Annotated in this window: 17 protein-coding genes and 1 pseudogene; 3 read left to right on the top strand and 15 right to left on the bottom strand. The window is 69.9% G+C overall.

Features of this window, described 5'->3' with window-relative positions; genetic code table 11:
* Nucleotides 1-124 precede the first annotated feature (124 nt).
* The 5 genes from ACFYWX_RS44135 to ACFYWX_RS44155 all read right to left on the bottom strand — a co-directional run bounded on the left by ACFYWX_RS44135 (nucleotide 125) and on the right by ACFYWX_RS44155 (nucleotide 3,807).
* Entirely contained in the window at nucleotides 125-442 is a 318-nt protein-coding gene (locus ACFYWX_RS44135) for a hypothetical protein (RefSeq protein WP_389431021.1), read from the bottom strand.
* Nucleotides 443-469: 27 nt separating this feature from the next.
* The gene (locus tag ACFYWX_RS44140; protein WP_389431022.1) at nucleotides 470-1,939 is read right to left on the bottom strand and encodes a UvrD-helicase domain-containing protein; all 1,470 of its coding nucleotides are present in this window, start codon (nucleotides 1,937-1,939) and stop codon (nucleotides 470-472) included.
* The gene (locus ACFYWX_RS44145) at nucleotides 1,923-2,501 is read right to left on the bottom strand and encodes a hypothetical protein (RefSeq protein ID WP_389431024.1); all 579 of its coding nucleotides are present in this window, start codon (nucleotides 2,499-2,501) and stop codon (nucleotides 1,923-1,925) included. Before ACFYWX_RS44145 ends, ACFYWX_RS44140 begins: the two co-directional genes overlap by 17 nt.
* Entirely contained in the window at nucleotides 2,498-3,385 is an 888-nt protein-coding gene (locus ACFYWX_RS44150; protein ID WP_389431026.1) for a DUF6083 domain-containing protein, read from the bottom strand. The genes ACFYWX_RS44145 and ACFYWX_RS44150 overlap by 4 nt, the downstream gene beginning before the upstream one ends.
* Before the next feature lie 158 nt (nucleotides 3,386-3,543).
* A complete protein-coding gene (locus ACFYWX_RS44155) occupies nucleotides 3,544-3,807 on the bottom strand; it encodes a helix-turn-helix transcriptional regulator (protein ID WP_389431027.1) in 264 nt (87 codons plus the stop codon).
* Nucleotides 3,808-5,056: 1,249 nt separating this feature from the next.
* Here ACFYWX_RS44155 and ACFYWX_RS44160 point away from each other — a divergent pair.
* Nucleotides 5,057-5,169, top strand: a pseudogene (locus ACFYWX_RS44160) (IS5/IS1182 family transposase); the annotation flags it as partial.
* A 264-nt stretch (nucleotides 5,170-5,433) separates the two neighbouring features.
* Here ACFYWX_RS44160 and ACFYWX_RS44165 read toward each other — a convergent pair.
* The 8 genes from ACFYWX_RS44165 to ACFYWX_RS44200 form a co-directional block, all read right to left on the bottom strand.
* A complete protein-coding gene (locus ACFYWX_RS44165) occupies nucleotides 5,434-6,618 on the bottom strand; it encodes a Wadjet anti-phage system protein JetD domain-containing protein (protein WP_389431028.1) in 1,185 nt (394 codons plus the stop codon).
* The gene (locus ACFYWX_RS44170; RefSeq protein ID WP_389431029.1) at nucleotides 6,615-10,058 is read right to left on the bottom strand and encodes an ATP-binding protein; all 3,444 of its coding nucleotides are present in this window, start codon (nucleotides 10,056-10,058) and stop codon (nucleotides 6,615-6,617) included. Before ACFYWX_RS44170 ends, ACFYWX_RS44165 begins: the two co-directional genes overlap by 4 nt.
* Complete coding sequence (locus tag ACFYWX_RS44175) at nucleotides 10,055-10,642, bottom strand: DUF4194 domain-containing protein (RefSeq protein ID WP_389431030.1); 588 nt, start codon at nucleotides 10,640-10,642, stop codon at nucleotides 10,055-10,057. Before ACFYWX_RS44175 ends, ACFYWX_RS44170 begins: the two co-directional genes overlap by 4 nt.
* Complete coding sequence (locus tag ACFYWX_RS44180) at nucleotides 10,639-12,108, bottom strand: DUF3375 domain-containing protein (protein ID WP_389431031.1); 1,470 nt, start codon at nucleotides 12,106-12,108, stop codon at nucleotides 10,639-10,641. Before ACFYWX_RS44180 ends, ACFYWX_RS44175 begins: the two co-directional genes overlap by 4 nt.
* A 148-nt stretch (nucleotides 12,109-12,256) precedes the next feature.
* Nucleotides 12,257-13,603, bottom strand: coding sequence for an AAA domain-containing protein (locus ACFYWX_RS44185; protein ID WP_389431033.1), 1,347 nt, complete (start codon nucleotides 13,601-13,603; stop codon nucleotides 12,257-12,259).
* On the bottom strand, nucleotides 13,593-15,098 hold the full coding sequence (locus ACFYWX_RS44190; RefSeq protein ID WP_389431062.1) for a hypothetical protein: 1,506 nt from the start codon (nucleotides 15,096-15,098) through the stop codon (nucleotides 13,593-13,595). The genes ACFYWX_RS44185 and ACFYWX_RS44190 overlap by 11 nt, the downstream gene beginning before the upstream one ends.
* A gap of 2 nt (nucleotides 15,099-15,100) precedes the next feature.
* Nucleotides 15,101-16,243, bottom strand: a complete 1,143-nt coding sequence (locus ACFYWX_RS44195) for a hypothetical protein (RefSeq protein ID WP_389431034.1) — start codon at nucleotides 16,241-16,243, stop codon at nucleotides 15,101-15,103.
* A 46-nt stretch (nucleotides 16,244-16,289) separates the two neighbouring features.
* Nucleotides 16,290-17,132 (bottom strand): hypothetical protein, encoded by an 843-nt coding sequence (locus tag ACFYWX_RS44200; protein WP_389431035.1) that lies wholly within the window; start codon nucleotides 17,130-17,132, stop codon nucleotides 16,290-16,292.
* 133 nt (nucleotides 17,133-17,265) lie between these two features.
* Here ACFYWX_RS44200 and ACFYWX_RS44205 point away from each other — a divergent pair, with 133 nt between their 5' ends.
* Together ACFYWX_RS44205 and ACFYWX_RS44210 are read left to right on the top strand one after the other, a co-directional pair.
* Nucleotides 17,266-18,588, top strand: a complete 1,323-nt coding sequence (locus ACFYWX_RS44205) for an exonuclease SbcCD subunit D (RefSeq protein WP_389431036.1) — start codon at nucleotides 17,266-17,268, stop codon at nucleotides 18,586-18,588.
* Nucleotides 18,585-21,761 carry an AAA family ATPase gene (locus ACFYWX_RS44210; protein ID WP_389431038.1) on the top strand — a complete coding sequence of 1,059 codons (3,177 nt, stop codon included), beginning with the start codon at nucleotides 18,585-18,587 and terminating at the stop codon, nucleotides 21,759-21,761. The genes ACFYWX_RS44205 and ACFYWX_RS44210 overlap by 4 nt, the downstream gene beginning before the upstream one ends.
* A 118-nt stretch (nucleotides 21,762-21,879) precedes the next feature.
* Here the strand turns inward: ACFYWX_RS44210 and tpg are convergent, their stop codons facing one another.
* Both tpg and tap read right to left on the bottom strand, forming a co-directional pair.
* Complete coding sequence (gene tpg / locus ACFYWX_RS44215) at nucleotides 21,880-22,437, bottom strand: telomere-protecting terminal protein Tpg (RefSeq protein ID WP_389431039.1); 558 nt, start codon at nucleotides 22,435-22,437, stop codon at nucleotides 21,880-21,882.
* A gap of 15 nt (nucleotides 22,438-22,452) precedes the next feature.
* Entirely contained in the window at nucleotides 22,453-24,678 is a 2,226-nt protein-coding gene (tap, locus tag ACFYWX_RS44220) for a telomere-associated protein Tap (protein WP_389431040.1), read from the bottom strand.
* Between the last annotated feature and the right edge of the window lie 37 nt (nucleotides 24,679-24,715).

Raw genomic sequence — 24,715 nt, forward strand, 5'->3', positions numbered from 1 at the left:
CCGGCTCACCGGGCAGGGAACCCCCGCAACCTCATAGCACGACAGGTGCACCGCCGGGCCCAACTGGCCACAACGGCAGTCGGTTTCTGGACAACTCCACCACACCGGCAGCACCTGCGAAGGATCAACGACGGCGGGGTCCGGGCTGGCAGTCGCCGACCGTGGCCACGGTGACGGTCTTGCCGGCGTGTGCGACGCCGGGACGGAGTTTCTGCCGTGCGACGACGAAGGTGCCGTCGGCTCCGACGCGTCGGATGGCCCGCCGTGGTTGGAAGGTCATCGAGCGGGTCCGGATGAGCTGTCCGTCGAGCAGGACGTGGACGGTGCGCTGGCTGGCCCAGACCGTGACGGTCCGGCCGACCAGGGTCGGACTGAACTTCAGGCTCTGTCCCTGCGGCAGCGTCACATGCCGGCCGGGACTGATCACCGCCTCGAACTCCACCGCCAGATCCGTGGCGCAGGTGTTGTTTCAGGCGGCAGGAGATGGGGGGAGGTGGGTGTTGATCCATGAGAGGCCGCCGAGGTCGAGGTGGTGGCGGCTGCGGGTGACGGCGACGTAGGCGAGGCGGGCGTCGGTGTCGTTGACGGGTTCGGGGATGGGGCGGCCCTGGGCGTCGTGCTGGTCGGTGTCTTTGGGCGGGGGGAAGTCGTCGGCGATGCGCACGGTGGGCCATTCGCGGCCTTTGGCGGTGTGCGCGGTGGAGACGGTGACGTCGGCGTCTGTCTCGTCGGTGAGCTGGTTGATCGCGGCGAGGATGGCGTCGGGCCCGTGCGTGTCGACGAGATTGACGAAGGGCTGCAGGTCACGTCCGGCGGGGTCGTGTTCGGCGTACTCCTGCAGCTCGCCCCAGGAGCGGAAGAGAACGAGCTCGCGATGGCCGGTGGCGCGGCCCTCTTTGAGGTCGCGGGCGGCGAGTGCCAGCGCGGCCAGCGCCTGTGCGCCGCGGGCCAGGGCGACGCGCCGGCCGTCGGTGAGCAGGCGCATGACTTCGGTCATGGCGCCGATGTTGGTGCGGCACAGCACCGCGTCCGGACAGTCGAGGTCCCCGACCGTGGTGGGGATGGTGTCGGTGCCGGTCAGGCGGATGGGAGCGTCCGCGAGCTCCAGCCACCGGTTGGCCTGCTCCGCGATCAGGGGACCGAAGCGGAAGGAGCGTGTGAGGGTCAGGTGCGCGGCGTCGAAGCCAGTCATCACGTCGCGGGCACCGCGCCAGCCGTAGATGGCCTGGGCGGAGTCGCCGACCATGACGAGCTGCGCGTGGTCGCGCTGGGCGGAGAAGACTTGTTCCAGGACGGGGTTGGTGTCCTGGGCCTCGTCGAGAAGCAGGAAGTCCGCGTCGATCCGTGGTTCGGTGAGGGCCCACATTTTCAGGTAGTGGTCGTGCTCGAAGCGCACCACCCCGTGGTCGGGGTTGTGCAGGTCCGCCCAGGCACGGTGGGCGAACGGAAGGACCGCTTCGGTGAACTGTGCCTGTTCGGCGGGTGTCCCCAGGCGGCGCAGCGGCGGGACGTGGTGGCGGTCGAGGGAGTGGTCGGCGGAGTAGCAGAAGCGGGTGACCGTGCGCAGCACGGTGTTGGACAGCGACTTGGCGGTGATCTCGTGTTCGCCGATGCGGACGGGGCGGGTGATGCCGAGTGCCCGGCCGGTCTTCCAGGCGCTCTGGCGGGGGCTGTTGAGGCGGTGGGTGTAGCGGTGGCCGAGGGCCGCGTAGGCGGTGGCATGGGCGGTCTTGCATTGCACGGTACGGGGGAAACGCGCCGCGGCGTCGAGGGCGATGCTTTTGTTGAAGGCGAGGTAGCGGCCGCGGCGCTGGGTGGCGGCGGCGAGCAGGGCAAGGGTGGTGGTCTTGCCTGTGCCGGCGCCGGCTTGCAGGACGAGGTGGTGACCGGCGCGGAAGGCGTCGGCGGCGTGCACTTGTTCATCAGTGGGCGTGGGCAACAAAGGCTCCGCGAAGGGCAGAAGACGAAGAGAACGTCCGCTGCCTTCGGGCGCGGGACGTCTCACGGGCTTGAGGATCAGGGTGCCGTTGGTGAGCGGCGGTGCCGGCTGCGCGCGTTCGGGCTGCGCAGATCAGCACTTCTTCGAGGGTGTGGTCGGCGAGGAGGTCCCGGAGCCGGTCCTCCAGTGTGCGAAGGCGCTCCCGTTCCCGCTCGGCGAGGGCCGCGGTCACGCGCCGGCTGAGGAATTCCGCCGGCCGCTGGCCCCGGGAAGCCGCAGCCCGGCGGACGGCAGCCTCGTCACTCCGGCTGAAGGCGACATTGAGCCGTACCTGCCCCTTGCGGTCCGGGTAGTGCGTACTCAGGACGTCGATGGGCAGCCGTTTGCCCAGGCGGCGCCGCAGCTTGTGCAGGGCGTGGCCCGGGCTGCGGGCGTACTGCACGGCCATCATTCGGGTGCGGTCGGCGTTCACGGCCAGTGGCACGCCGCGCCGGGCGCGCTTGAGTTCACCGGGGGACAGGGGCCGGGTCAGGAGGATCTCGACGGCATGGTGTCGCGTCACGGCCCGACCGCCTTGCGCGAGTGGCCCGAGGGTCCGGGCCGTCTGCGGGTGGGCAGCCGGGTGTGGATGTGCTCACGGTGCAGGAGGGGATTGAAGGGTTCCCAGCCCGGCACTGTCAGGTCGGGGGTGGTGGGTGTGGCCGCGTGCTGGGGGCAGCGCTGGGCACGCCAGCGCAGCTGCACCGCGTAGGGGAGGGCACTGAGGTCGTAGACGGCCATGATGTTCGCGGGCAGTGCCAGTTGGCCGGTGGTGGCGGTGGCGGGCATCAAGGTCCAGGTGCCCACGGGGGTATCGGGAGCGAGTAGCGGGCGAGCACAGCGGTCGCGGCGCCGGGTCTGGGCAACACACCGGATGTCCTCGACCGGGCAGGCGGCGAGGTAGCGGACGTACAGCAGTTGCACGACGGGGCGGGCCGGGCGGCACACGGCTGACTCTGCTGCTGCCCCGTCCGGCCGGGCGGTCGGCGCAATGAAGGCCCCGGCGTCGATCAGGCGGCGGGTGTGCACAGCGAGCGCCCTGCGCAGTGTGCCCAGCCCGGCTGCTGTGGGGGCGTTCCGTATGGGGCACAGCAGGGCGTGCGGGATGCGGCACCAGCCGCTGCCGTCCCCGGCCGGGTGGGCGATGCCGGAACTGACGTGCCAGCGGCAGTCGGCAGGAACCCGGGCGGCCGGGAGTTCATGCGGATGGAGAGGGACCATGGCCATCTGCGGGTCGCTGCGGTGATACCACTCGATTCGGTTGCCGCACTCACGGCAACGGCTGTGCTCGCCGCAGCGCGTCAGCAGGCTGGTACCACCATGCCTGATCCGCAGGGAGCGACGCACCGGGGTGGCGGCAGGGCTGCTGTCCCAGTGCCGCGCAGAAGATGAAGGCGTGGAGCGCATGCGAGCGAACCTGCCAGCCGACACGCCGCATCTGCGGGAGCGGCACCGTCACGTCATCCGGTTGGTCCCGTGCAGTGCGACGGGCGTGCGAAGGGGCGTCTGGATGTTCGATGTGGCGTCGCCGCTTCAGGTGATCTGTGGAAGCCCTGCTCCGGCCGTCAGCGATCGGCGGTGCCGGGCAGGTCGTGGCCGTGGCACAGCGTGCCGAAGAGCTGCTCGAACGGGGTTCCCAGGGCGTGCGCGAGAGCGTGCCAGGTCTTCAGGGTGCCGATGGTGCGACCCTGCTCGATCTCGATGACCGTGCGCCTGGCCAGGCCACTGCGGGCGGCGAGCTCGTCGTACGTCCACCCGCGCACGGCCCGCAGACGCGCGAGTTCCAGCCGCAGCGCGTTGAGGTCCGGATCGGGCGGCAAGATCGTCACCTGTCCATCCGACGGTGCAGACCCCTGCCCTGTCAGTGCAGACCTCTGCCCTATTTGCCCAGGTGGAGGCAACGGTTGTAGGGCAGACGTCTGCACTACGGTGGTCCGCCGCCACTCTTTCCCGGACGGACACCGGCAGAGGCATCGAGAGGAGGGCCACCCGCCCATGAGGCTGCGCGCACCATGGCCCGCGACACCGCCGCGTGCCTGGACCGTGGAACTGCGTTCACAGACCGGCGGACTCGTTCTCGTCTGCCAGCGATGCCCCCACGGCGGCGGCCCGGTCACAGCGTCATCCGCCCGCGCGGCCGCCCTCACCCATCTCGCCCGGCACGCCCGCAGCGACACCCTCCCGCTCCACCTGAGGATCTGTCAGTGCCGCGAGCGCGGCTGCCGCTGGCACGGCCGCCACCGCGGCTGCGCCGGCCCTGTCCGCCTGCTCCTCGCCGGTGAACATGGCGGCCGGGTCTGGCGACTCGCCGACACGTGCACCGCCTGCGCCGCAGCGACAGCCCACGCCGCCGTCGTACCCGACACCGCCCTTCTCACCCCCCGGCCGTCCCCGCCGACAACCTCCCGCCGCCGACGGCGGCTCAGCGAGCCCGACGGGCGGGCCAGGGTCCGGGAAATGCTCAGCTATCTGGCCGCTGCGCTCCCAGCCGGAGCCTCGGCCGCCGCCCGGCTGATCGCCCTGCAGTGCGCTTTGCGTATGAACGCCAGCATGCAGGTCAGGCTTCCCCTGGGCCTGCTGCGCGGCCTCCGCCTGGGCGCCACCCTGAGCCCGTGGCGGGAACTGGAGCAAGCGCGGTGGCTGCGCAGGATTCCTGGCCGTGCGGCTGACGAGGTGGCCGCCGTACTGCTGGACGCCGCGCTGCTCGGCCAGGCACCCGCCCGTACCGACCGGCGCCGCGCGGCGGACTGGGCGCTGCGCGGCAGTCGCCCGAGCCGGGCTGGGGTGCTCGGTCCGCTTCCGCAGCTGATGAGTGTCTACCTCGCGGCACACAGCCAATCCGAAACCGGCCAGGGACTCAATGAGGCCGATCGGACAGCGCACGAGTGCGGTATCCAACCAGCCGAACTGCCCCACATGCTTGAGCAGTTGACCATGGCAGGACTGTTGGACTCATGGCAAATCGCCTCCGATACGGAAGATTTCCACTGGATCCTTGGGTTCCGCAGCGAGGGCGAGCCGAGGGTTGCGGTGAGACAGGCGATGGGCCTTGCTGTGCTTGTGGCATCAAGCAGCGATCCGGAACGGATCGACCGGGCAACGGCTGTATCCGGCGAGGCGGAAACTGCTGCCGACTCGGCGGGGCGGTCTACCGGCGCCGCGATGCCGTCGAACGCTGCTTCAACCGGCTCCCGATCAAGTCACTCGCCGACGAGATGCTACTTGTCGAGGCCCGAAGCACCGACGGCGCCGCGTGCCCTGGCTGTGGCGGTTCGTGGTCACGCCGTGTTCACGGCTCCTGCCCGTGGGTTCCCGGCGATCTGGCGGGTAGGCGGCTGGCGGATCTGATCGGCACCCGCCCTCGGCATGTCTTCGGCGGTCGTCTCTCGGCTGGCACAACCATTTCCTCGCAGAGGGCGCGTCGCATGGCTTGGCTGGGCGGATAATCGGGCTCGTCATGCCTCACGCTGACTCTGTGTCAGGGCGACTCGGATGGCAGCGATGCTGATGCGTTCTTGTTCCAGGCGTAGGTGTGGCCGGTAGGTGCCGTTGCGGAGGTCCTGTGCGAGCTGGGCCTCTTCGGGGGTGAGATGAGACAGGCTGTCGGGGGCTTGGGTCTTTTCCTCGCCCCAGTGGGGCTCGTGGCTGAGGAGGGTGGCGCGGTCCATGAGCAGTGACTTTGTGTGGGGGAACAGTCCTCGGACCTGGTTGAGGATGGCGAAGCCGTGTGTGTCGATGTCGCCCCAGTAGTAGAGGTCGACGTCTTTGAGCCAGGCCAGGTGGCGCAGCAGGGTAGCGGCGTATCCGGAGCCGAGGACGGCGATGGCGTCGGGGACCGGCGGGAGCGAGAGGTAGGTGGTCTCGTTCTCGAGGACGAAGACGGTGCGTGCGCTGGGCGGGTGCGCGTTGAGTTCTTCGGCGCGAACGGTGAGTTCACTGAAAGGCAGGGGAGAGGCCCCGAGGTACCGGAAGCGGATGTACATGGGCTTGGCCCGGAAGCCGTAGCGTGCGACAAGATCGCTCTTCGGCGCGCTGGTGTCGATGCGGCTTTCAGGGAGCACACAGTCGAGGAGTTCGGCGAGGATTCCTTTGCTGGTCTCGATGAACTTGGTGTCCACGCCCGGGGTGTCTATCTCGCGCAGGTAGACCGCCTCGGTGTCGTGGTCTCGGATCCAGCACGCGGTGCGCACGAGCCGTTGCCAGTCTGCGGCGTGGGTGAGGACCTTCATGGGGTGGTCGGCCATCCATTGTGCGATGCCGGGATCCTGGCGCGCCGTCTGCTCGTGCAGGGTGTGGAAGTGGTCGACCTGGTGGGTGACGCGGAGCAGCGTCCAGAGGCCGTCGCGGGTGTCGACCCAGGCTCTGGCCGGGACGGTGTTCGACGGAGTGCCGTTGCGGCCTCCGATGGATTTGGTCTGGATGCGCAGATGAGGGTTCCGGTCGGGGGCCCAGCACTGGGCCCAGGCGAGCGCCTGCTCGTAGTGCTGCAGGGCGTCGGCCGCGGTCGGGCCCTTCAGCGGCACTCCGATGGGTTCGAAGGGATGACCGTCCGCGACGGCGGTGAGGTAGCGGCCGCTGGTCCACTTGCGGCGCAGGGTTTCCACCACCTGCTCGGGGCGGGTCCATTCTGCCGGGGTCACGACTGCTCCTTCGGGTGCCGGTTCGCCTGCCGGGCCGCTGCCTGCTTGTGGGCGCGGAACTCCTCGATGGTGAGGTTGTTCAGGCGGGAGCGGGTCTTGTCGGGGCGGTCGACGTAGCCGACGCGGGTGACGTGGGGCTCGATGACATGGAGTTTCTGGAGCGGGGTGACGACGAGGAGTTGCAGGCCCAGGCTCCGGAACAGGTCGAGGGCGAAGTGGGCGGAGGGGTCGTCACCGCGTCCGAAGGCTTCGTCGATGGTGACGAAGTGGAAGGTCTTGGGTTTGGCGGCGGTGGGGTCGATGCGGAACTGGTAGGCGAGGGAAGCCGCGAGGATGGTGTAGGCGAGTTTCTCCTTCTGGCCGCCGGACTTGCCGCCGGAGTCGGAGTGGACCTCGTACTCGGTGTCGTCCTCGCGGTTGAGTTCGCTGGCGGAGAAGACGAACCAGCGCCGCACGTCGGTGACCCGGGCGGTCCAGTCTTTGTCGGGACGGGTGTACTCCGGGCGGCCCTTGAAGCGGTCGAGGAGCGCCTTGACCTGGAGGAACTTCTCCTCGGTGTACGCGTCGTCGGTGTCGTTCGAGAGCGTTTCGCTGGTGCAGGCGCGCAGGTCGTGCTGGAACTCGCGGATCTCCTTGTTCGGCGTGGGGGCGGCGTTGAGCCGGATGTAGCGGCCCGGGTTGTAGTCGATGCCGGCCAGCGAGGCGTTGATCACGTCGATGCGCTCGCGGATCTGCAGCTCCTGGGCGCCGAGACGGGCCTGAAAGGAAGCGATGTCGTGAATGACGTTGGTGCGCAGGTATTGGAGGAACTGCTCCTCGAACCGGGGCAGGTCCTCGTCGGTGAGACGGCTGTGCAACGCGCGGTAGCCGTCGGCGGATTCGATGGTGTTGTCCAGCTCGGTGGTGTGCACCGGGTACCTGCCGCGGAAGGCGGCCATCAGGCCCGCTGCCTGGCTGCTCGCGTGGCGCAGGGCGTCGTGACGGCTGCTGCTGCTGCGCAGCAGACGTGCTGAGGCATGGCGCTCGGCGTCGTCCAGCATCTCCAGGAGCTTGTGCTCGTCGCTGTCGGCTGCGGGCAGGAACTTCCCCAGGGCTTCCTCGTGCTCCGCCATGCCGTCGAGGTCGCACTGCGCGAGGAACGTGGTGGTCCTGTCCAGCAGGTCGGCGATGTGCTGGACATCTCGGCGCAGGCCGCCCAGTTCCTCCTGTCCTGTGGTGAACGTCTTGCTGCTCTGTACGATCTCGTTCTCGGTGCTCTGCAACTGCGTGGTGAGCTTGTCCAGACCGGCTTCTGCTTCCAGAGCGCTCTTCTGCTGCTCGAACTGCTCGATGTCCGCGACGGTACTTGGCCAGTCGAGTTCCGCGTAGGTGCCGACGCTGGCCAGCAGGGTGAGAGCGGCACTGGTTCCGGCGCGGTCCCGCTGCTGGTTCTCCAGTTCCCGGGTGGCCGTGGTGATGCCGGCGCTTTCGCGGGTGAGGCGGGCGGCCTCGGCGAGGAGTGCGTCGAGCTTGGCCTGATTGCTCCAGCCCAGCACCCAGTTGCGCCGGTCGTCGATGCGGTGGGCGTCGTTCTTCTCGTGGCGGCCGCCGCCGCCCTTGACAAGGCCCTGCCGGGTGACGGCGGGCCGGGCGGCGCGGGTGAACACGTCCAGATCTTCGGCGCACAGGTAGTCGGCGCGCGAGCGCAGCCGCGCGGCGAGCCAGTCGCGGGCCCAGCTGTCGGACTTGAGCTGGAGTTTGCCGGTCAGCAGGGTGGGGTCGTCCGGCAGCGTGGTGAGGGGTGTGTGGGCGGGGACCTGGTAGTAGACCAGTCTGAGGCCCAGGTGACGGCCGTTGACCCAGGCCGAGACGGTGTCGTAGTGGGCGTGGGGGACCAGCAGGGACAAGGCGAACCCGTGCAGTACGCGCTCGGCGGCGCCGGCCCACTCGGCTTCGTCGTCGCGGACCTGGATCAGCTCGCCGGCGAATGGCAGGACTTCGTCCAAGACGCCTGTGGCGGTGGCGAGTTCGCGGCGTAGGGCCAGCAACTGGGCGGGGATGTTGGAGCGTTGCTGTTGCAGGCTGGTGATCTCGCGCCGCAGCGTGTCGGTCGCGGTGGTGTTGTCGTGGCGCGCGATGGCGAGATCGTCGAGTTTCCCGCGGGACTGCTGCTCTTGTTCCTCGGCCCGGGAGCGGGCGGTGGAGACGTGACCGGTCCGCTCGCGGAAGGAGGCAGCGTCGGTGACGGGATCCATGCCGGCCTGCGCGAGCCAGGTGCCGTACTCGGTGGCGCGTTTGCGGCGCCGTTCGCGTTCGCGGCCGAGCTCTTCGATCCGGCCGGTCAGGAAGATGAGCTTCTCCCCGCCGACGCCGTCGATACGGCGCCGCAGACCGTCGGCCGTCCCGCGCAGCTGTTCCAGCTGCCGCTCGCGAGCAAACTGCAGTTCCTCCAGTTCCGCCGCACCGGACACCAGTGTGGTGTGACGTGTTGTGAGGAGCCGGTGGCGGTGCTGGGCGAAGAACGCGGGGACGGCACTGCGGCGCCTGTCCAGGGCGGTGATCTCCCTCTGGACGGTGTCGTACCGGTCGCATGCCCCCACGATCGGTGTCAGGTCTTCGATCATCCGACGGGCCCGGACGACTTCGTTGTGGCTGGCGGTGAGGGCGTCGAAGTGGGCGACGATCTTGTCGACGGCCGTCTTCGCGTCGAACGGCTCCAGCATCCGCTCGCGGACGAACTCGTCCAGGCTGCCCACAGCCTTCATCGACACCGTCTGGTGGAACAGGTCCAGGGCTTGCAGGCTGGGGATGCCCAGGCCTCTGAGCAGTGCCTTGCCGTACTGGGTGTACGTGGTGCCGTGGATGGTGGCCCCGCGCTGTTTCAGCTGTCGGCGCAGGTCGGTGATGTCGGTGCCGAAGCCGGTGAAGTCGGTGTCGATGGACAGCGGTGTCTCGGCGGTGAGGTAGAACCGCTCGGGCTGCCCGGTGCTGGTCGGGGAGGTCCAGTAGAAGACCTGGGCGAGCGTGAGATGGGTGCCGAGGGCGTAGTTGGTGAAGACGCCCAGGATCACGCTGTAGGAGGTGTGGTCGCGCAGTCCCACGGGGCGTGTGGTGTCGGAGGCTTCGACGCGCTCGTTCTTGTGATGGCCGAGGACGTAGGACCGCAGGTCGCGCTCCTTGGCGTCGGCGCCCGCCGCCTTGTTGTAGGCGATCTTGTGGGCGGGCAGAAGCAGCGTGGTGAGCGCGTCCACCAGGGTGGACTTGCCCGATCCCACGCCCCCGGTGAGCAGGGCGCAGTGCCCGTCGACGGTGAAGGTGCAGGCGGTGCGGTGGAAGGTGCCCCAGTTCAGCACCTCCAGGCGGGCGAGCCGGTAACCGGGGCCGACGCCGGACGTGCCGGTGGGCTCTGTGGTCGTTGCCTGCCGGGGGATGAGCGCTGCCGGGTCGGTGGTGAGGGTCATGTGTCGTCCTTGGCCGTGGTGGAGGCAGCGTCGCGGTAGGTGGCGAGGAGGCCGTTGAAGTCGTTGAGGGCCTGGGCGTCGACCAGGGCCTTGAGGTGGCGGCGGACCTCGTAGGCGCCGGTCTGTTTCGTCTGGCGCAGTGCCTTGAGGTCCACGAGCTTCTTGATGTGGGCGTCGATCTGGTCGACGAGCTGGGCTTCGTTGCTGCGTGGTGGGAGAAAGCCGCGGATCATCTCGACCAGGTCGTCGCGGGTGAGTACCAGGCGCGGGTCGGCGGAGTCGGCGTCGCTGTCCGCGAGCCGTCCGCGCAGCAGGACGAGCATCAGGCTGACGGGGAACGAGAGCCGGTGGCGGGTGACCAGCCGCGGCACCGTGACGCCGTCGTCACGGGAGTCGAGATCCTGCTGCCGGACGTAGGCGTAGCCCTCGGCGCGGTCGATGACGACGTCGAGGCCGATCACGCCGAGGTAGTCGCCGATCGCCGCCTGCTGGCTGACGATCTGCTCCCAGACTGCAGGGGCGTCGCTCTGATAGAGCACGCCTGCTTTCAGCAGGTGGACCACGGGGACGGTCAGGGCGTTCACTCCTGTTCCGCCTTTCCGGCGGCGGTGCCGCCTTCGTCGCGTACGAACGTCACGTGCGGCACTCTCGCCTGTGTGTGCCCGGGCACGTGGACGCGCGGGTAGACAAGGACGTCGGTGCGGTCCGGGTCCACGATCATGCCCAGGCCGGGGTGCTCCACCTGGAAGTAGGCGAGCAGTTCCGCGAGCCCCAGGGTCAGCGGGTGGTCGTCGACGATGGCGGCCAGGTTCGCCTGGCCGCTCGGGCTCGCGGCGACCGCCTCCAGGACATGACCGGTCAGCGCCTCGGTGTCGACGTGGACGCCGGAGAAAAGCTCGGAGATGTCCACCTCCGCGTCGTCGGTTTCCTCCCCCGCCGCGGTGTCCAGCTCGATGCGCTCGACCGGCATGTACAGCCGCCGTTCCATCGGCAGCGTCAGATGTGCCTGCGGGACGTCCAGCGTCATGCCGGGCAGGTCGGTCCGGCCTTCCAGAGCGGTGACGTGACGCTGGACGGAGCGCACCAGTGCCAGTACGCGGCGGTCCTCCGTGCGGCTGCGGTCGACCAGGAAGCGGCGCAGCTGCTCGGTCAGCTGCCGGACCGTGTCCTGGGTGTTCTCGGCCGCCTCCAGCCAGGCGAAGGGGATCTTCAGCAGGCTCCGGTTGGCCCGGCCTTCCAACTGAGGAAGATGGTTGACCTGCTGCAGCAGTTCCCGCAGTTCCTGCTGGCGGCGGGGGGAGAGGAGGTAGTCGAAGAACGCCTGGAAACTCTGTCCCTGATCGGACCGGGCGATCTCGTCGCGGTCCAGCAGCAACGCGGCCAGCTGCTCCCCCTTCCCTCCCTCGGCGGTGGCGACCTGGTGGCGCAGACGCACGTCCAGTTCCCGAAGATTGGCCTCCACTTCGCGGAAGTCCCGCAGGAGTTCGACCGCGGTGCTCTCCACCTGCTGATAGCGGTCCAGCAGTGCGAGCGGGGACAGCATGTCGACCTCACCGGCGCGCAGCCGGGCGATCTGGGCGTCGATCGCGTCACGCTCCCGGCGCAGTTCGTCGATGCGTGTCTGCGGATCGGTCTCCGTTCCGAACGCCATCTGCCGCAGGAGCGCGACGATGGTGTTCAGACGGGACTCGGTTCCGATGAACGAACGCGCGGGCAGGTCCCGCACCCAGGCCACGGCCTTCTCGAGAGCCGCGGTCGCGTCGAAATGCGCATCGTCCTCCCCGGGCGGGTAGTACTTGCGCAGCCAGCCGTTCTTCGTCCACTCCGCCAGATAGGCGTCGGCGGACCGGGGAAACGAGCCGGGATCTTCCCCGTTGAGGAGGTAGAGCCGGTCGTCCAGCCGGGACTCCAGCACGGTCTCCGGCACACCGCGCGCGTTCTCGTCGACGAACACCGTGCCGCAGAACGACAACACCAGAGCGGCGTTGTCCGCACGCAGCAGCATCCACGCCGGATGGCGGACAAGCGCCGTGACCTGGTCGAAATCCACGCAACCCCCCCGATCGCACGCAACATCTGTCCCGCTCTTGGCACAGCAGATGAATTCACTGTAGAAACCACCACTGACAAAACCCCGGAAAGCGAATGAATTTGCGAATCCGGCTGGGTTTCCCGAGGCGCCGACGCCCGCGCAGGTGTCATGCGGCGACGCGGTGCTGGGCGAGTTTGTCCAGCATGACCTGGTTGGCCTCCCAGCCGTCCGGGAACTTGGCGGGCACGGACAGATGGACCGGGTCGGTCGAGGGGTGGCTGTCCAGCAGGTCGGCGATGCCTTCGCGGGCGACGACGATGCATGCCTGCCGGTGGCGGGAGGCGAGGACGCATAGTCGTCCGGCCTCGAGGTGGAAGGCCGTGGCGTCCCGGCGGCCGGACAGCGGGTGCACGACGATGACGACTTCGAACTCGCGGCCCTGCAGCCGGTTCGCGGTGTCGACCGCCACGCCGGGAGCGTCCGGGTTACCCGTCCGGGCGAGTGCGGTGCGCACCAGGTCGGCCTGGTCGCGGTGGGCGACGCCGATGGCGATGTCGCCGGCGGTCAGGGGGCGGCCGTCGCGGCTGAGTTCGCAGGTGGCGATCGCTCCGCGGATCAGCAGCCGGGCGGCGAGATCGGCGGCGGTCTGGAGGGTTTCGGTGTCGGTGCGCGGGACATGGCGGCGCTTGAGCTCGTGCAGGGCCCAGCCGGTGGTGAAGGCCATCGTGAGGGTCTCGTCCAGGTCGGTGCGGCCGAATCCGGCGGTGGCGAACTCCAGGGCACGGGTGCCTTGTTCGGTTCCGGCGGTGAAGTCGGTGAACGGGTAGAAGGCTTCGTTGACGGTGGGGGCGGCGGAGGACGGGAGGCGCCAGGACACCGGCAGGCGGTGCACGGGGATGCCCGGGTTGTGCTCCAGCATCACACTGACGCCGTTCTGCGTCGGGTCGTGCGGCAGCCCGATCCAGCGCTCGGTCCCGACGATCGTGAACGGGTCCAACTGGCCCGGGTCGCCGACGAACAGGCCGCGGTCGAAACGCTCGACGATCTGCAGGAGCATGTCGGAGCGCATCTGGTAGGCCTCGTCCAGGATCGCCCAGCCGAACGTGGCGTCGCGGACGGTGGCCCACTTGGCGGCGGTCCCGACGATGATCTGGCAGCCGGCCAGGTCGGCCAGGGTAGGGCCGATGCTCGTGTTCGCCAGCCCGCTCAGGGCTTGCGGCGCGCTGTAGTCCCCGGCGCTCAAGCGGCCGACGGCGATGTCGGGATGCTTCTCGGCGAGACTCTTGATCAGGTCGTCGACCTGGTTGTTGGTCTGGGCGACGACGATCGGGCGTTCGCCGCCGACGGCGAGCTCCTGAGCGGCGCGGACCACCAGGGTGCTCTTGCCGGCGCCCGGCGGAGAGTCGACGACGACGGCCCGGTGCCGGGTGTCGGCCAGGTCGGCGAGAATCGCCGCAGCGGCGGCGTTCGCGGCCGAGGCGGGGTCGGGTGCGGTGTCGTTGTCAGTCCTCATGGCCCCACTCCTCTGCGGCGGCGTCCTCGGGTACGGCGGAGTCGGTGTCAGGCTCGTCGTGGCCGGCGATGTGGGTCCACGGGGTGTGCTCGGATGCCGGGAACTCCGGTCTCGGGCGCCAGCCAGGGTCGGGCAGGTAGGCGATGTCCTGGTCGGGCATCGGCACGGTGCCCGGCTTCGGGACACGGGCGCGCCCCATGCCGCGGGTGACCTCCACCGTGACCAGCGTGCTGTCGCCGTCGCGGAGGAGGGAGACGATGACGGCCTTGTGGCTCGCCGGCATGGAGGGGCTGATCAGCTTGGTGCCGACGGCCAGTCGCACGGGGTCGTCGGTGCGGACTATGACGTGCGGACGCGGCACCTGCGTGTTCTTGGGCGTGGTGAACAGCCGGCCGGGCTCGCTCTCCACGACTGTTCCGGCGAACGCCTCCCCGGAGCTGCGCCGGTCGGCCCGCACGAACCGGTCGTCGAACGCCATGGCCGATTCGAACTCGACCAGGGCGCGTTCCAGCCGGCTCAGGCGCTGCGCCGCGCCGATGGCGGTGTCACGCTTGCGTTGGGGAAGGCCGCCGGAGTCCCGGTAGTCGGAGTACTTGGTGAAGGACACGCAGTCGCTCCTGAACCGCGTGGCGGTCTGCGGGGCCTCGGGGACGGAGCGCAGCAGCGATATGGCCTCCCACGTCATGCGCCATGTGGGCTTGACCTGTTCTGCGATCAGGTCGCTCAGCTCGCTCTGGGCGGCTGCCAGCGCGTGCGGGTCGCCGAGGGCGTGGGCTGTGTCGAACCGACTGATCGCCGGTGCCAGGTCACGGTTGTCGAACTCCGGGGATGTCGCCGGTCCTGCTGGCGGGCAGACGTCCGGGTTCTCGGCATCGACCATGGCCTGCTCGACGCTCAGTCCGGGCGGGGGAGCGATCCAGGCCATGAGGGAGGCCAGGTTCTGGTCCTCCAGTGTGCTTTGGCCGGTGGCCCAGTGCTCGGTGAGCATCAAGGTGACGGGCAGCAGCAGGGAGGTGCCAGCCTGTTCGGCGGTGTCGACGAGGAAGGTCAGCCACATGCCGAACTCGGGGACGACGTCCGGGACTGCGTAGGGGCCGGACGTCGAGCGGAAGCGGCACATGCGTCCGAGGTCGGCCAGGGCTTTGACGCCGCCGTGGTTGGGGACGAGGATCTGCGGCGCGTCGCTGTAGTGGGAACGGTCGCTGTTGCCGCGGCGGTCCTGGCGGCAGGAGTCGATGTACCCCATCACGATCCGGCCCAGGTCGGCGGCGAACGCGAACCTCTGGTCCCGGTTACGGGGCTGCGGCACGACCAGCAGCGTCATGTCCCTCTTGGCGGTGCCGACCATGGCCGCCAGCGGCGCCCCGGCCTCTCCGGCCATCATCAGCGGGATGATCACCAGTGGCCTGCCCGACAGGCGCCGGTGCCGGAACTCGGTCCGGCGTACCGCCGTCATGGTTTCCATGGCCTCTACCTGCGCCAGCGCCGACAGCATGCTCACGCGGCACCTCCGGATGCTCCGGCCAACTCGGCACGCAGCCGCGCGGCGTGCCGCAGAGCGGCGGCCATGTCCCTCTGGTCTTCGGACGGTGTCAGCTGCCCGCGGGCCAGCCCGAGGGCCATGGTCGTGGTGTCGATCCCGCCGAACTGTTCGCGCACCACAGGGCCGAGCACGTCCAGTGAGGCTTCCGCACGGGCACGGGCGCGGCAGTAGAACGCCATCTCGCAGTGGTTCAGACAGTCCGGGCGATACGTCGCGGGCACCTCATTCAGCGCCTCGGCCAGTTCTTCGGCCGGTCGGCGGGGCCGCTTGTCCTTGCCGAGATCGAGGTCGAAGGTGAGCCCTTCGGGCAGCAGGTCCACGAGGTCGCTGATGCGCTCGATGCGGGCCAGCTGACGGGTCAGGGCGGCCACCTGCTTGCGGGCGTCGACGAAGGCCGCGGTCGGGCGGTTGGTGAAGTCCTTCGGTGCGACCAGCACGATGGTGTCGGACACGGCCTCCCGGCCGATCCCCGCCTCATCAAGGAGGGCGCGCAGCGCGATGACGTACGCGCAGGCCTGCGTGGTCGCCGACCGTACCTGCGCTGGGTCGGCCTGCCCGTCGATGATCGGGAAACTCTTGATCTCCACGATGTAGAAGCGACCGTCGACACGGAAAGCCACCAGGTCCGGCTCCAGGAACGCCTCCTGCCCGCCGACCTGGAGGTACAGCATGGGGTGGTCGAACAGGGTGCCGTCGCCGGTGCCCTGGGCTGCCTGCAGCAGCACCCGGGCCGTGCGGTCGTGGCGGGTCTCGTTACGGCCGTCGCCGCCGACGTCGTTCAGGTCCAGGTACGCCACCTCGGGCAGCGTCAGCTTCAGCGTCTCGCGCAGGACGCGCAGGAGTTCCGCGCAGCCGTTGTCCTTCACCATCGCCTCGAAGGTGTTGCCGCGGGCGAAGGCGAAGGCGGACTGGCCGAAGGGAGAGGGGTAGCCGGCGTGCTCGGCGATCGCGGCTTTGTTGGATCCGGAGGCGTCCAGCAGTGCCCGCAGCGTGCAGCGCGGGTTGTTCTCCAGGGCGGCCAGCGAACGGGCGTTGTAGTCCAGGCGTTTCGCGGATCCGCGCAGAGCGGCCAGGCGGGTGTCGACGGGGGCTTTCACGGTGTCGGGATCCTTGCGGGGGAGGGGAACTTCTGAGGGCGGGGTGTCAGGCCCGGGCCCGCAGGCGTGTGACGCCCTGCGGGGGTGCACCGAACATCTGCTGGTCGTCGCGGAGCGACTTGCGGGCCCGCCGTGAGGCCTCGGCCCGGGCGGCGCGGTCGGCGTCGGCGTGGACATCAAGCTCGGCCTGGGCTGCGTTGATCACCTGCTGGGGGTCCAGTGCCCCCTCGTGACCGGAGGCGTTCCTCGGCATGGCGTCGGGGATGTTGACGGCGAAGCGCCACAGCAGCCGCAGTGCCGCTGGGCCCGCCTCGCTTCCTGTCGACATCGCCGAGGCGTGCACCGTCTCCGCGATGCGGATCGCACCGGTGAGGAAGTCGACGCGCGGCGACAGCGGCCCGATGATGCGTTGTTCCAGCGCCCAGGTGCTGATGGTCACCAGGGCGCGCACCGGTGTCAGCAGGTCGTGCGCCAGCGCCGGGCACAGGTAGTACGGCCGGGCCCCCGGGCTGGACCGGTAGGAGCGCTCCTCGTCCCGGCGCAGGCTGGAGAGTTTGGAGGCGGAGAGCTCGCCCGGGAAGAACGCCTCGTGCACCCCGACGATCAGCTTGGGCGCGGCCGGGGTCCCGAGCAGCATCAGAGCGCGGTGGACGTGCTCGCGCGCCGGTAGCTGCGATCCCCGGGCGGCCGGGGCCGCCTCCGGTACAGGGCGGGGCGGAACGGGGGCCGGTTCCCCCGTGTCGACGAGGGCGTCCCAGGCCCGCTCGGCGCGGCGCAGCTGCGCCCGCAACTCGCCGGCCCGCTCGGTGTCACCGGCGGCGGAAGCGTCGCGGATCGCGCGGCGCAGCGTGCTGATGCTCTTCTCCAGGGCGTCCAGCGGATCACTCATGCCCCAGACGCTACCAGAGTTCCAGGGCTTTCCAGATTTTTTCCTGAGAGTCGGTGTACAGTCGACGCCACCGAACCTCCGGCCGCGGCGGCGCAGCCCGCGCCGCCCGCAGGCCGTCCCTCTGGAGGAACCCGTGACGGGACGCGTATTCCACACCTCCGACTGGCACCTGGGCCGCCAGATCGGCCGCCACCGACGTGACAGCGAGGTCGACGCCGTCCTGGACGAAATCATCGCCATCGCCGAGGACTACGCCCCCGACCTGATCGTGCACAGCGGCGACCTCTTCGACAGCCCCCGCCCCGGCCTGGACGACATGCGCCGCGCGGCCCAGGCACTACGCCGCCTCGGCACGATCGCGCCCGTGGTCGTCGTCGCCGGCAACCACGACACCACTCACGTCCTGACGTTCCTGGAATACGTCCTCAACGACACAGGCGCCCGCGAAGGAGACCAGACCCGGGTCCGCTTCGCCACCGACGCCCGCCCCGACAGACTGCTCCTCGCCGAATACCCCACCAGGAACGGGGAACTCACCCTGCGCATCGGCGCACTGCCCTACCTGCACCCCAACCGCTTCACCTACGACTTCGCCGACCCCGCCCTGACCACCGCGACCTACGCCGAGCGGATGCGCACCGTCCAAGCCGAGGTCTACCGCCGCCTGAGTGCTGGCCGCGGCCCCCGGGACGTCCTGGTCTACGCCGCCCACCTGTTCGTCGAAGGAGCCCTCCCGTCCTACTCGGAGCGGCGCATATCCCTGAACACTGAGTACGCGGCCGCGGCCACGGACCTGCCCGACGTCGCCTACGGCGCCCTCGGCCACATCCACAAACCCCAGCCCGTCGGCCGTTCCGGATTCCCCGCCTACTACGCCGGCAGCCCGCTGCAGATGGACTTCGGCGAGACCGGCGACACCAAGAGCGTCGTACTCGCCGAGATCGGCCCGGACACCAACCCCCGCATCGAACTCGAGCCGCTGACCGCAGGCCGCCGCCTGGTCCGCCTCGACGGAACCCTGGAACAGATCGCCCACCGCGCCGCCCGCGTGGGGGACGCTTGGGTGAAGGCAGTGGTGAACGTAGATACCTTCGACCCGTCCCTGCCGGACACCCTCGCCAGGCTGCTGCCGCAGGCGACGCTCGTCGACACCGACCAGCGCCGCACCGGTTCAGCACACCGCGTGCTGAACCGGCAGACCTCCGCCACCGAACTGCCCGACATCGACGACCTGCTGCACGACTACCTCGCCGACCGCGGCACAGGCGGCCTGGCCCTGGACCGCGCCATGGCCGCCTTCGCCCACCTGCGAGCCGAACCCGACCCCGAGGACCCCGCACCGTGCTGCGAGGAGACGCTGCTGAGCGCGGCCATCGCTGGCCGGCCCCTCGACACCCTTGACCGCTCCAGCCTGCTGACCGGCATCGGCACCACCGACGCGGAGACCACGCGATGAAACCGATGACCCTCGCCCTCACCGGATTCCGCAGCTACCCCGCCCAGGCAACCGTCGACTTCACCGGCAAGAGCCTGGTCGCGGTCCTCGGCGACACCGGCGCCGGCAAGAGCACCCTGCTCGACGCCATCGCCTTCGCCCTGTTCCGCAAAAGCTCCTGGGACGCCAAGGAACCCCGGCAGCTCATCGCCGACGGCGCGCAGGCCATGAGCGTCGAACTCAGCTTCCTGCACGACGGGCAGAACTGGCGTGTCCACCGCACCATGCACGCCACCAACCCGAACGCGGGCCGACACCACCTGAAAAACCTGGACACCGGCGAAGAGACCGACGGCGCCACAGCCGTCGACAACCGCATCAAAACGGTGCTGCAGATGAGCTACGACACCTTCCTGCGCGTCGGGCTGCTCCCGCAGGGCAAGTTCGACCAACTCCTCACCGCAGCCCCCAAGGAACGCAGCGAACGGCTCCGAGAACTGTTCGGCGCCGAATCACTGGAAACAGTCCGGAACCTGGCGGCCCGCCACAGCCGCACACTCCAGCAACTGCTGGGCGACGCCCGGGCCAAACGGGCCCCCATGCCGGACAACCCCGAAGAGACGGCCGCAGCAGCGGGTGCGGCCGCCGACACGGCCACGGCCCAGGCCGAACGCCTGGACACCGCCGTCGTCCGCATCACCGCACTGCAGGAAGAAGCCTCGCAAGCCCGCCACGCCGCGACGGCTGCCACCAGCGCCTCCGAGACCCTGGCCACACGCAAGGTGACCGACGCCGCCACGACCCTGGACACGCTCGACTCCGAGGCAACCGACCTCACCGCACGGCGCGCCACCCTCGACCGGCGAGCCGAGAAGGCCGCATCCAGGGAAGAGGAACTGACCGGAGCGATCACCGCGGCAGAGATGCAAGGAGAGGGCCGCGACACCCTGGCCCAGGCCGCGATGGTCCTGAAGACCCTCGCGGAAACCGCCGAGGAACACCGCAGCGAACGCGACCGGCTGGCCTCCCTCACCACACAGCTCGACGACGAGCGCGACGACATCGCCACGGCCGAAGGAGAACTGGCCGAACGCGCCGCACGCACCCAAGCGACAGCGGACGCAGCCCGTACCGCAGCCGAGAACAGCAAGCAGATTCGTGAGTGCGCCACCGCAGCCCGTACCGCGCGCGACGAGGCCCTCTCGGCGGCCCGCCACATCGCCGACACCGCGCGCACCCACGCCACCGCGTTGAGCCGACAGAAATCCGCCCACGATGACCTCGTTCCGGCGGAGTCCAGAGCAACCGCGGCCTACAAGGACCTCACCGCGGCCGAGACACACGTGGAGGCACTCCGGCTGCGGAAGAAGGCCGCCGCGATCGCCTCAGAACTGCACCCCGGCGACGACTGTCCCGTATGCCACCGACAGCTCCCGGCCGACTTCGGCCCCGAGCAGACCGACGCGCATGAACTGGCCGAGGCGAACCGGCAACGGGAGCAGGCGAAGAGCGCACACGACACGGCCGTCGACCTGCGCGCCGCCGCCCGCACCGCAGTAGCCGTCGCCGACGCAGCGGCACTCGAACGCGCCAACGAGCACCGAAGCGCACAGCAGATGACACAGGAGAAGATCGAGAAGGCGGTACAAGCCTTCCGGAGCCTCGCCGCCCAGGCCGCCGGAGCAGGCACGGACTTCGACGACACATCAGCCTCGGCAAGGCTGACCGCAGCCACTACGGCCCTGGCCACCCCCGGCGCCGCACATCCCGAGCAGGACACAGCGGCGATCACCGACGCCATCTCCGCCTGCGAGCACACGGCCACCACACACGCCGAAAACCTGAAGGACGAAGAGCGCCGTCACACGCTCGGGATCGAAGCAGACCGCCGAGCACTGGCAGAACGCACGAGAGCGCACCACCGAGACGCCAAAGAGGCATCCGCGGCTCACGAGCGTCACATCCGGGCCATGGCAAGGACCGCCGCCGACATCGACATGCTTCCCGCGCGCATCCGGGCGATGCTGCCGCAGCACCCGATCGACATCGCCACCGCGCAGACGGACGCCGCCACTACAGCCGTCACCGCCCGGCAGACCGAACTCCAAGGGCTGCTCGGCCAGAGGGAAGAAACCCGCGCTGAGATGAACGCGATACTCGCCGACCAGCGCACCCTCGACCACGACGCCCGAATCCGCCTCGAACGTCCCCTGGAGAAACTGCGCGACAGCCTGGACGCGTGGGCCCAGGCTGCCGTTCAAGCCGGCGCACATCTCGATGAGGCCGACCGGCCGACACTGCCGGCAACTCCTCCCCAGCCGACGATCGCCGAGATCCGCCACTACGCCGCCGCCCTCTCGACGACGACCCTGGCACTCATCGACAAACTCGCCGAGCGAGCCGCAACGGCGACAGAGCAGGCATCCGCCGCCGAAAGCCGACTCGGCGAGCATGCAGCCGCACTCGCCGACGTCGACGACTTCGACGCCTCGGCCAGCCTGACCACACCCACATCACTTCACCCCCTCGTCGCCGCAGCCGCGCAGGCAACCAAGGAAGCCGAAGACCAGCGCCGCAAACAGCGCGAAGCACAGGATCTGATCAAGTCGGCCGCCGACCTGGACTTCGCCATCACCTCGGGCGAAGCCCGCTACGAAGCCCTCGAGGTACTACGCCGTGAACTGGTCGACGCCAAGTTCCTGGGCCACCTCACCACACTGCGGACCCGCGCCCTGCTTGGCGTCGCCAGCGACCTGCTCGGGCAGATGTCCGACGGCCGGTTCGGTTTCGCGGACGACTTCGACATCATCAGCCGCGGCTCCGGAGTCGCCCACCACCCCAACCGCCTGTCGGGAGGGGAGAAGTTCATGGCGTCCCTCGCCCTCGCCCTGGCACTTGCCGAACTGCACTCTCGTAGCGGGCCGGCCCTCGGCTCCCTCTTCCTCGACGAGGGCTTCGCCGCCCTCGACACCACCGCCCTGGACCTGGCGCTGGACGTACTGCGTGCACAGACTGGTGGCGAACGTCTGGTGATGGTGATCAGCCACTTGCACGCCGTCGCCGAGGCTGTCGACGATGTGCTGTGGGTGCAGAGGACCAACGCCGGGTCGTCCACGCGCTGGCTTACACCGGCCGATCGTGACGACATGGCCCAGTCCGATCTGGTCAGCGGACTGCAGTCACTGGCCCGGTAGTCAACTTCAGCCCAGAGGGCTTCCGACTCCGAAGACCCCTGATCGCTTGGTGGTGAGCGCCCGCTCGCACACCGAGCGCGCGATCGGTTCCCTCAAGGCGGGCTCGCGCCGTACCGGTCTATAGCTCGAACTGGAGGTCGAGGACGTCGGTGAGTTTCACTTCGAGGCCGTGGGCGCGGCGGCCGTTGTCGCGGAAGTAGATCTCGCCCAGGGCCTCGGCCGCGACCTGGCGGAGTTCGTCCTCGTCGACGCCTGCTTCCTGGGCTTGAAGGAGGCGGGCGGCGTGGTGGGGTGGCAGGGCGAGGGTGAGGTGGCGTACGCGGGCCTGGTCGGTGGTGCCAGGGGCGGCGGTGTAGCCGAACCGGGCCTGGACATCGACCATGATGCCGCTCGTGGTGGCCGCGGCCTCCTTCGCCTTCGCCCGGACCTGCGGCTGCCAGCGCGTGCGGACCTCACGCTCCAGCCGGTCGGCGAGCTCAGGCCGGGGCTTTTTGATCTGGTTCTTCACATAGCGTTCGACGGTGCGCTGGCTGATGCCGAGCAGCTCGGCCACGCTCCGGGTGCTGCGCTGGTGCTGTCGGACCAGGTAACGCATCTGCGCCCCGGCGGACTTGGGGACGGGACGTGTGAACGCTCCCTGCACCGCCTTGTCGAGTTCTTCCCCGACCGTGACCATCGCCTGTGACGCTCCCTATTCTCCGGTGTCCTTGGTGGTGACCTCGCCGGTCTTGATGTAGCGGGCGAGGTTGGCGACACGTCCGTCGGCGGCGCCGAGCTGTTCGAGCACGTCCGCACCCCACAGCACGCTCTGGGTGCCTTCGTGCTTGACCATGCCGGGCGACACTCCCAGCCGGAACGAGCCCGGCACGGTCTTGCCGTCGGCATCGTGGGGCAGGACGTCCAGCGGACTGGGGCCGTCGGCGGCATACACCGCGCAGTCGGACAGGACCGCGACCGGATACTGCCCGGTGGCGGCTGCCAGGTTGAGCATCTTGCGGTGCATGTTGATCCGGGCCCGGGAGATGACGGTCGCACGGATGTCGGGGCGCCATGTCGGTCGGGCGAGGGCGGGCCAGGCCTGCCCCGGCTTCCAGCCGCCGCCGCGCGCCTTCTCCTGCAGCTTGCCGATCCCGCCCTTCACGGTCATCTTGACCGCGTCCACCACGATCCCGAGTTCCGGGTCACGGCTCTTGTAGCCGTCCATCGCCTTCAGGAAGTCGGCCGGGGACAGCTTCTCCGGGACGCCGAGGTCGGCCATGGTGACGACGTAGGCGTCGCGCAGCCGCTTGTACCAGCCGTCCAGGAACCGGCCGCTCTCCCGGCGCACCCACGCCTCCACGGGTGCGACGCTGTAGCCGAGCTCCACGGCGTACGCCACGGTGGGCGTGGCGTACCAGGCCGGACCGGTCGGGTGTTCGCCTGTGGGCGTGAACGGGCTGGGCAGCAGGCCGGCTTCGAGGTCGCGCCACTGCTTGGCGACCTTCACCCGGGACAGGTCGACGTGGGAGAGGTCGACCAGCCAGGAACCGGGCACCGCCGCATCGAAGACCGGGCGGGTGACGTGCACGGGCGGCGATGCCAGGCCGACGACGGCGCCGTTGGCGGCCGCGCCGAAGGCGAGGTTGACGTCGATGCCGACGAGGTGTCGCTGCATGCACTCGGCGTCCGTCAGGTCCCGTGCCCAGTCGTAGGCTTCCTCGAACAGCCGCTCGCCGGGGCCGCGGACGTGGAAGCGGGGCAGATGGGCCAGGACGGGGTGTCCGTCGGTCGCCTCGCACGGGGCGGGGTCCATCGGCTCGGTGCCCAGTGAGCCGGGACGGTGCTCGCGGTGCCGCTTGCCGTCGGCGTCGGGCTCGCTGGCGCGGGTCGGCGGGTTGAGCGCGTTCATCAGCTGCAGCCCCGTCACGGCGGTGGAGCCGACCGGCGTCATCACCCGGGTCGCGTACACGCCCAGCACGCGGGCGATTTCGGCCGGCTGAAGCTGCGCGGCATGGCCCCAGGAGCGGTCGTCCAGGGCCCGCCAGGAGGGGATGCACAGCTGCACGCACTGGCGGTGGCTGCCCTGGGCGGGGCGGTAGATCCGTGCCCACGGCCCCAGCCCGCGCTTGGTCAGCTGCCACTCCGCGCGCTCCAGCTGCTTGATGACCTTGTGCCCTTCCGGCAGCCGCCCAGCAAGCCGCTCGCTCTCGGACAGCTCCCGGGGCAGGCCGTAGCGCTCGCACGCCGCTTCGGTGAGCACCACCAGCGGGTCGCTGTCCTTGCCCGAGCCGTGCAGCTTCTCCGACCCCAGCCGCGCCTCGGTGAGCGTCCACTCCACCAGCGCGGGCAGCGACTTGGCGGGTACGTCCACGATCAGCCCGCCGACGCCGTAGCCGGTGACATTCCGATCCGTGTCGGAGTCGAGGACGAGCAGCGGACCGTGTGCGTACGCCCCGCCGGGCGCGCGGGTGTTCGCCGGGGCGGCCTTCTTTGCAGCGGGACGCCGCGGATCCGGGGCTCCGGCCCGCGGCAGCGACACAGGGGCCGGTGCCGCGTGCTGGCCCGGCGCCGGGGGAGCGGCCGGGGGCTCCTCGGCCACAGGCGCGGCAGCAGCTTCCGGTGCCCCGCCCGGGGGCCGAGCCGGTGCTGCGGGCGTTGCGGTGTCCGTGTCCTCCTGCGGGGCGCCAGCGCTCCCGGGGGCGGGGTAGAGCTTGGCGAGCTGCTGGAGCAGGCGCGCGTACGCCTCCCGCTCCGGGGGCCGGGGCTCGGCCTTGCCCGACTCCCAGCCGCCCACGGTCGCCCGCCGCACGCCCAGGGCAGAGGCCACCTCGTCCAGGGTGAGCGCGTGTGCTTGGCGCAGCCGCCTGCGCTCGGCCGGCGGCGGCAGCGGGGAGCGGGACGCGACCAGCGCGTCAACCGCGTCGAACAACTCGGACATGAAGGGACCTCCGCCCCTCACCCTACACTGAAACGAC

This window comes from Streptomyces sp. NPDC002888, assembly GCF_042888465.1.
In the GTDB taxonomy this organism is placed as follows: Bacteria; Actinomycetota; Actinomycetes; order Streptomycetales; family Streptomycetaceae; genus Streptomyces.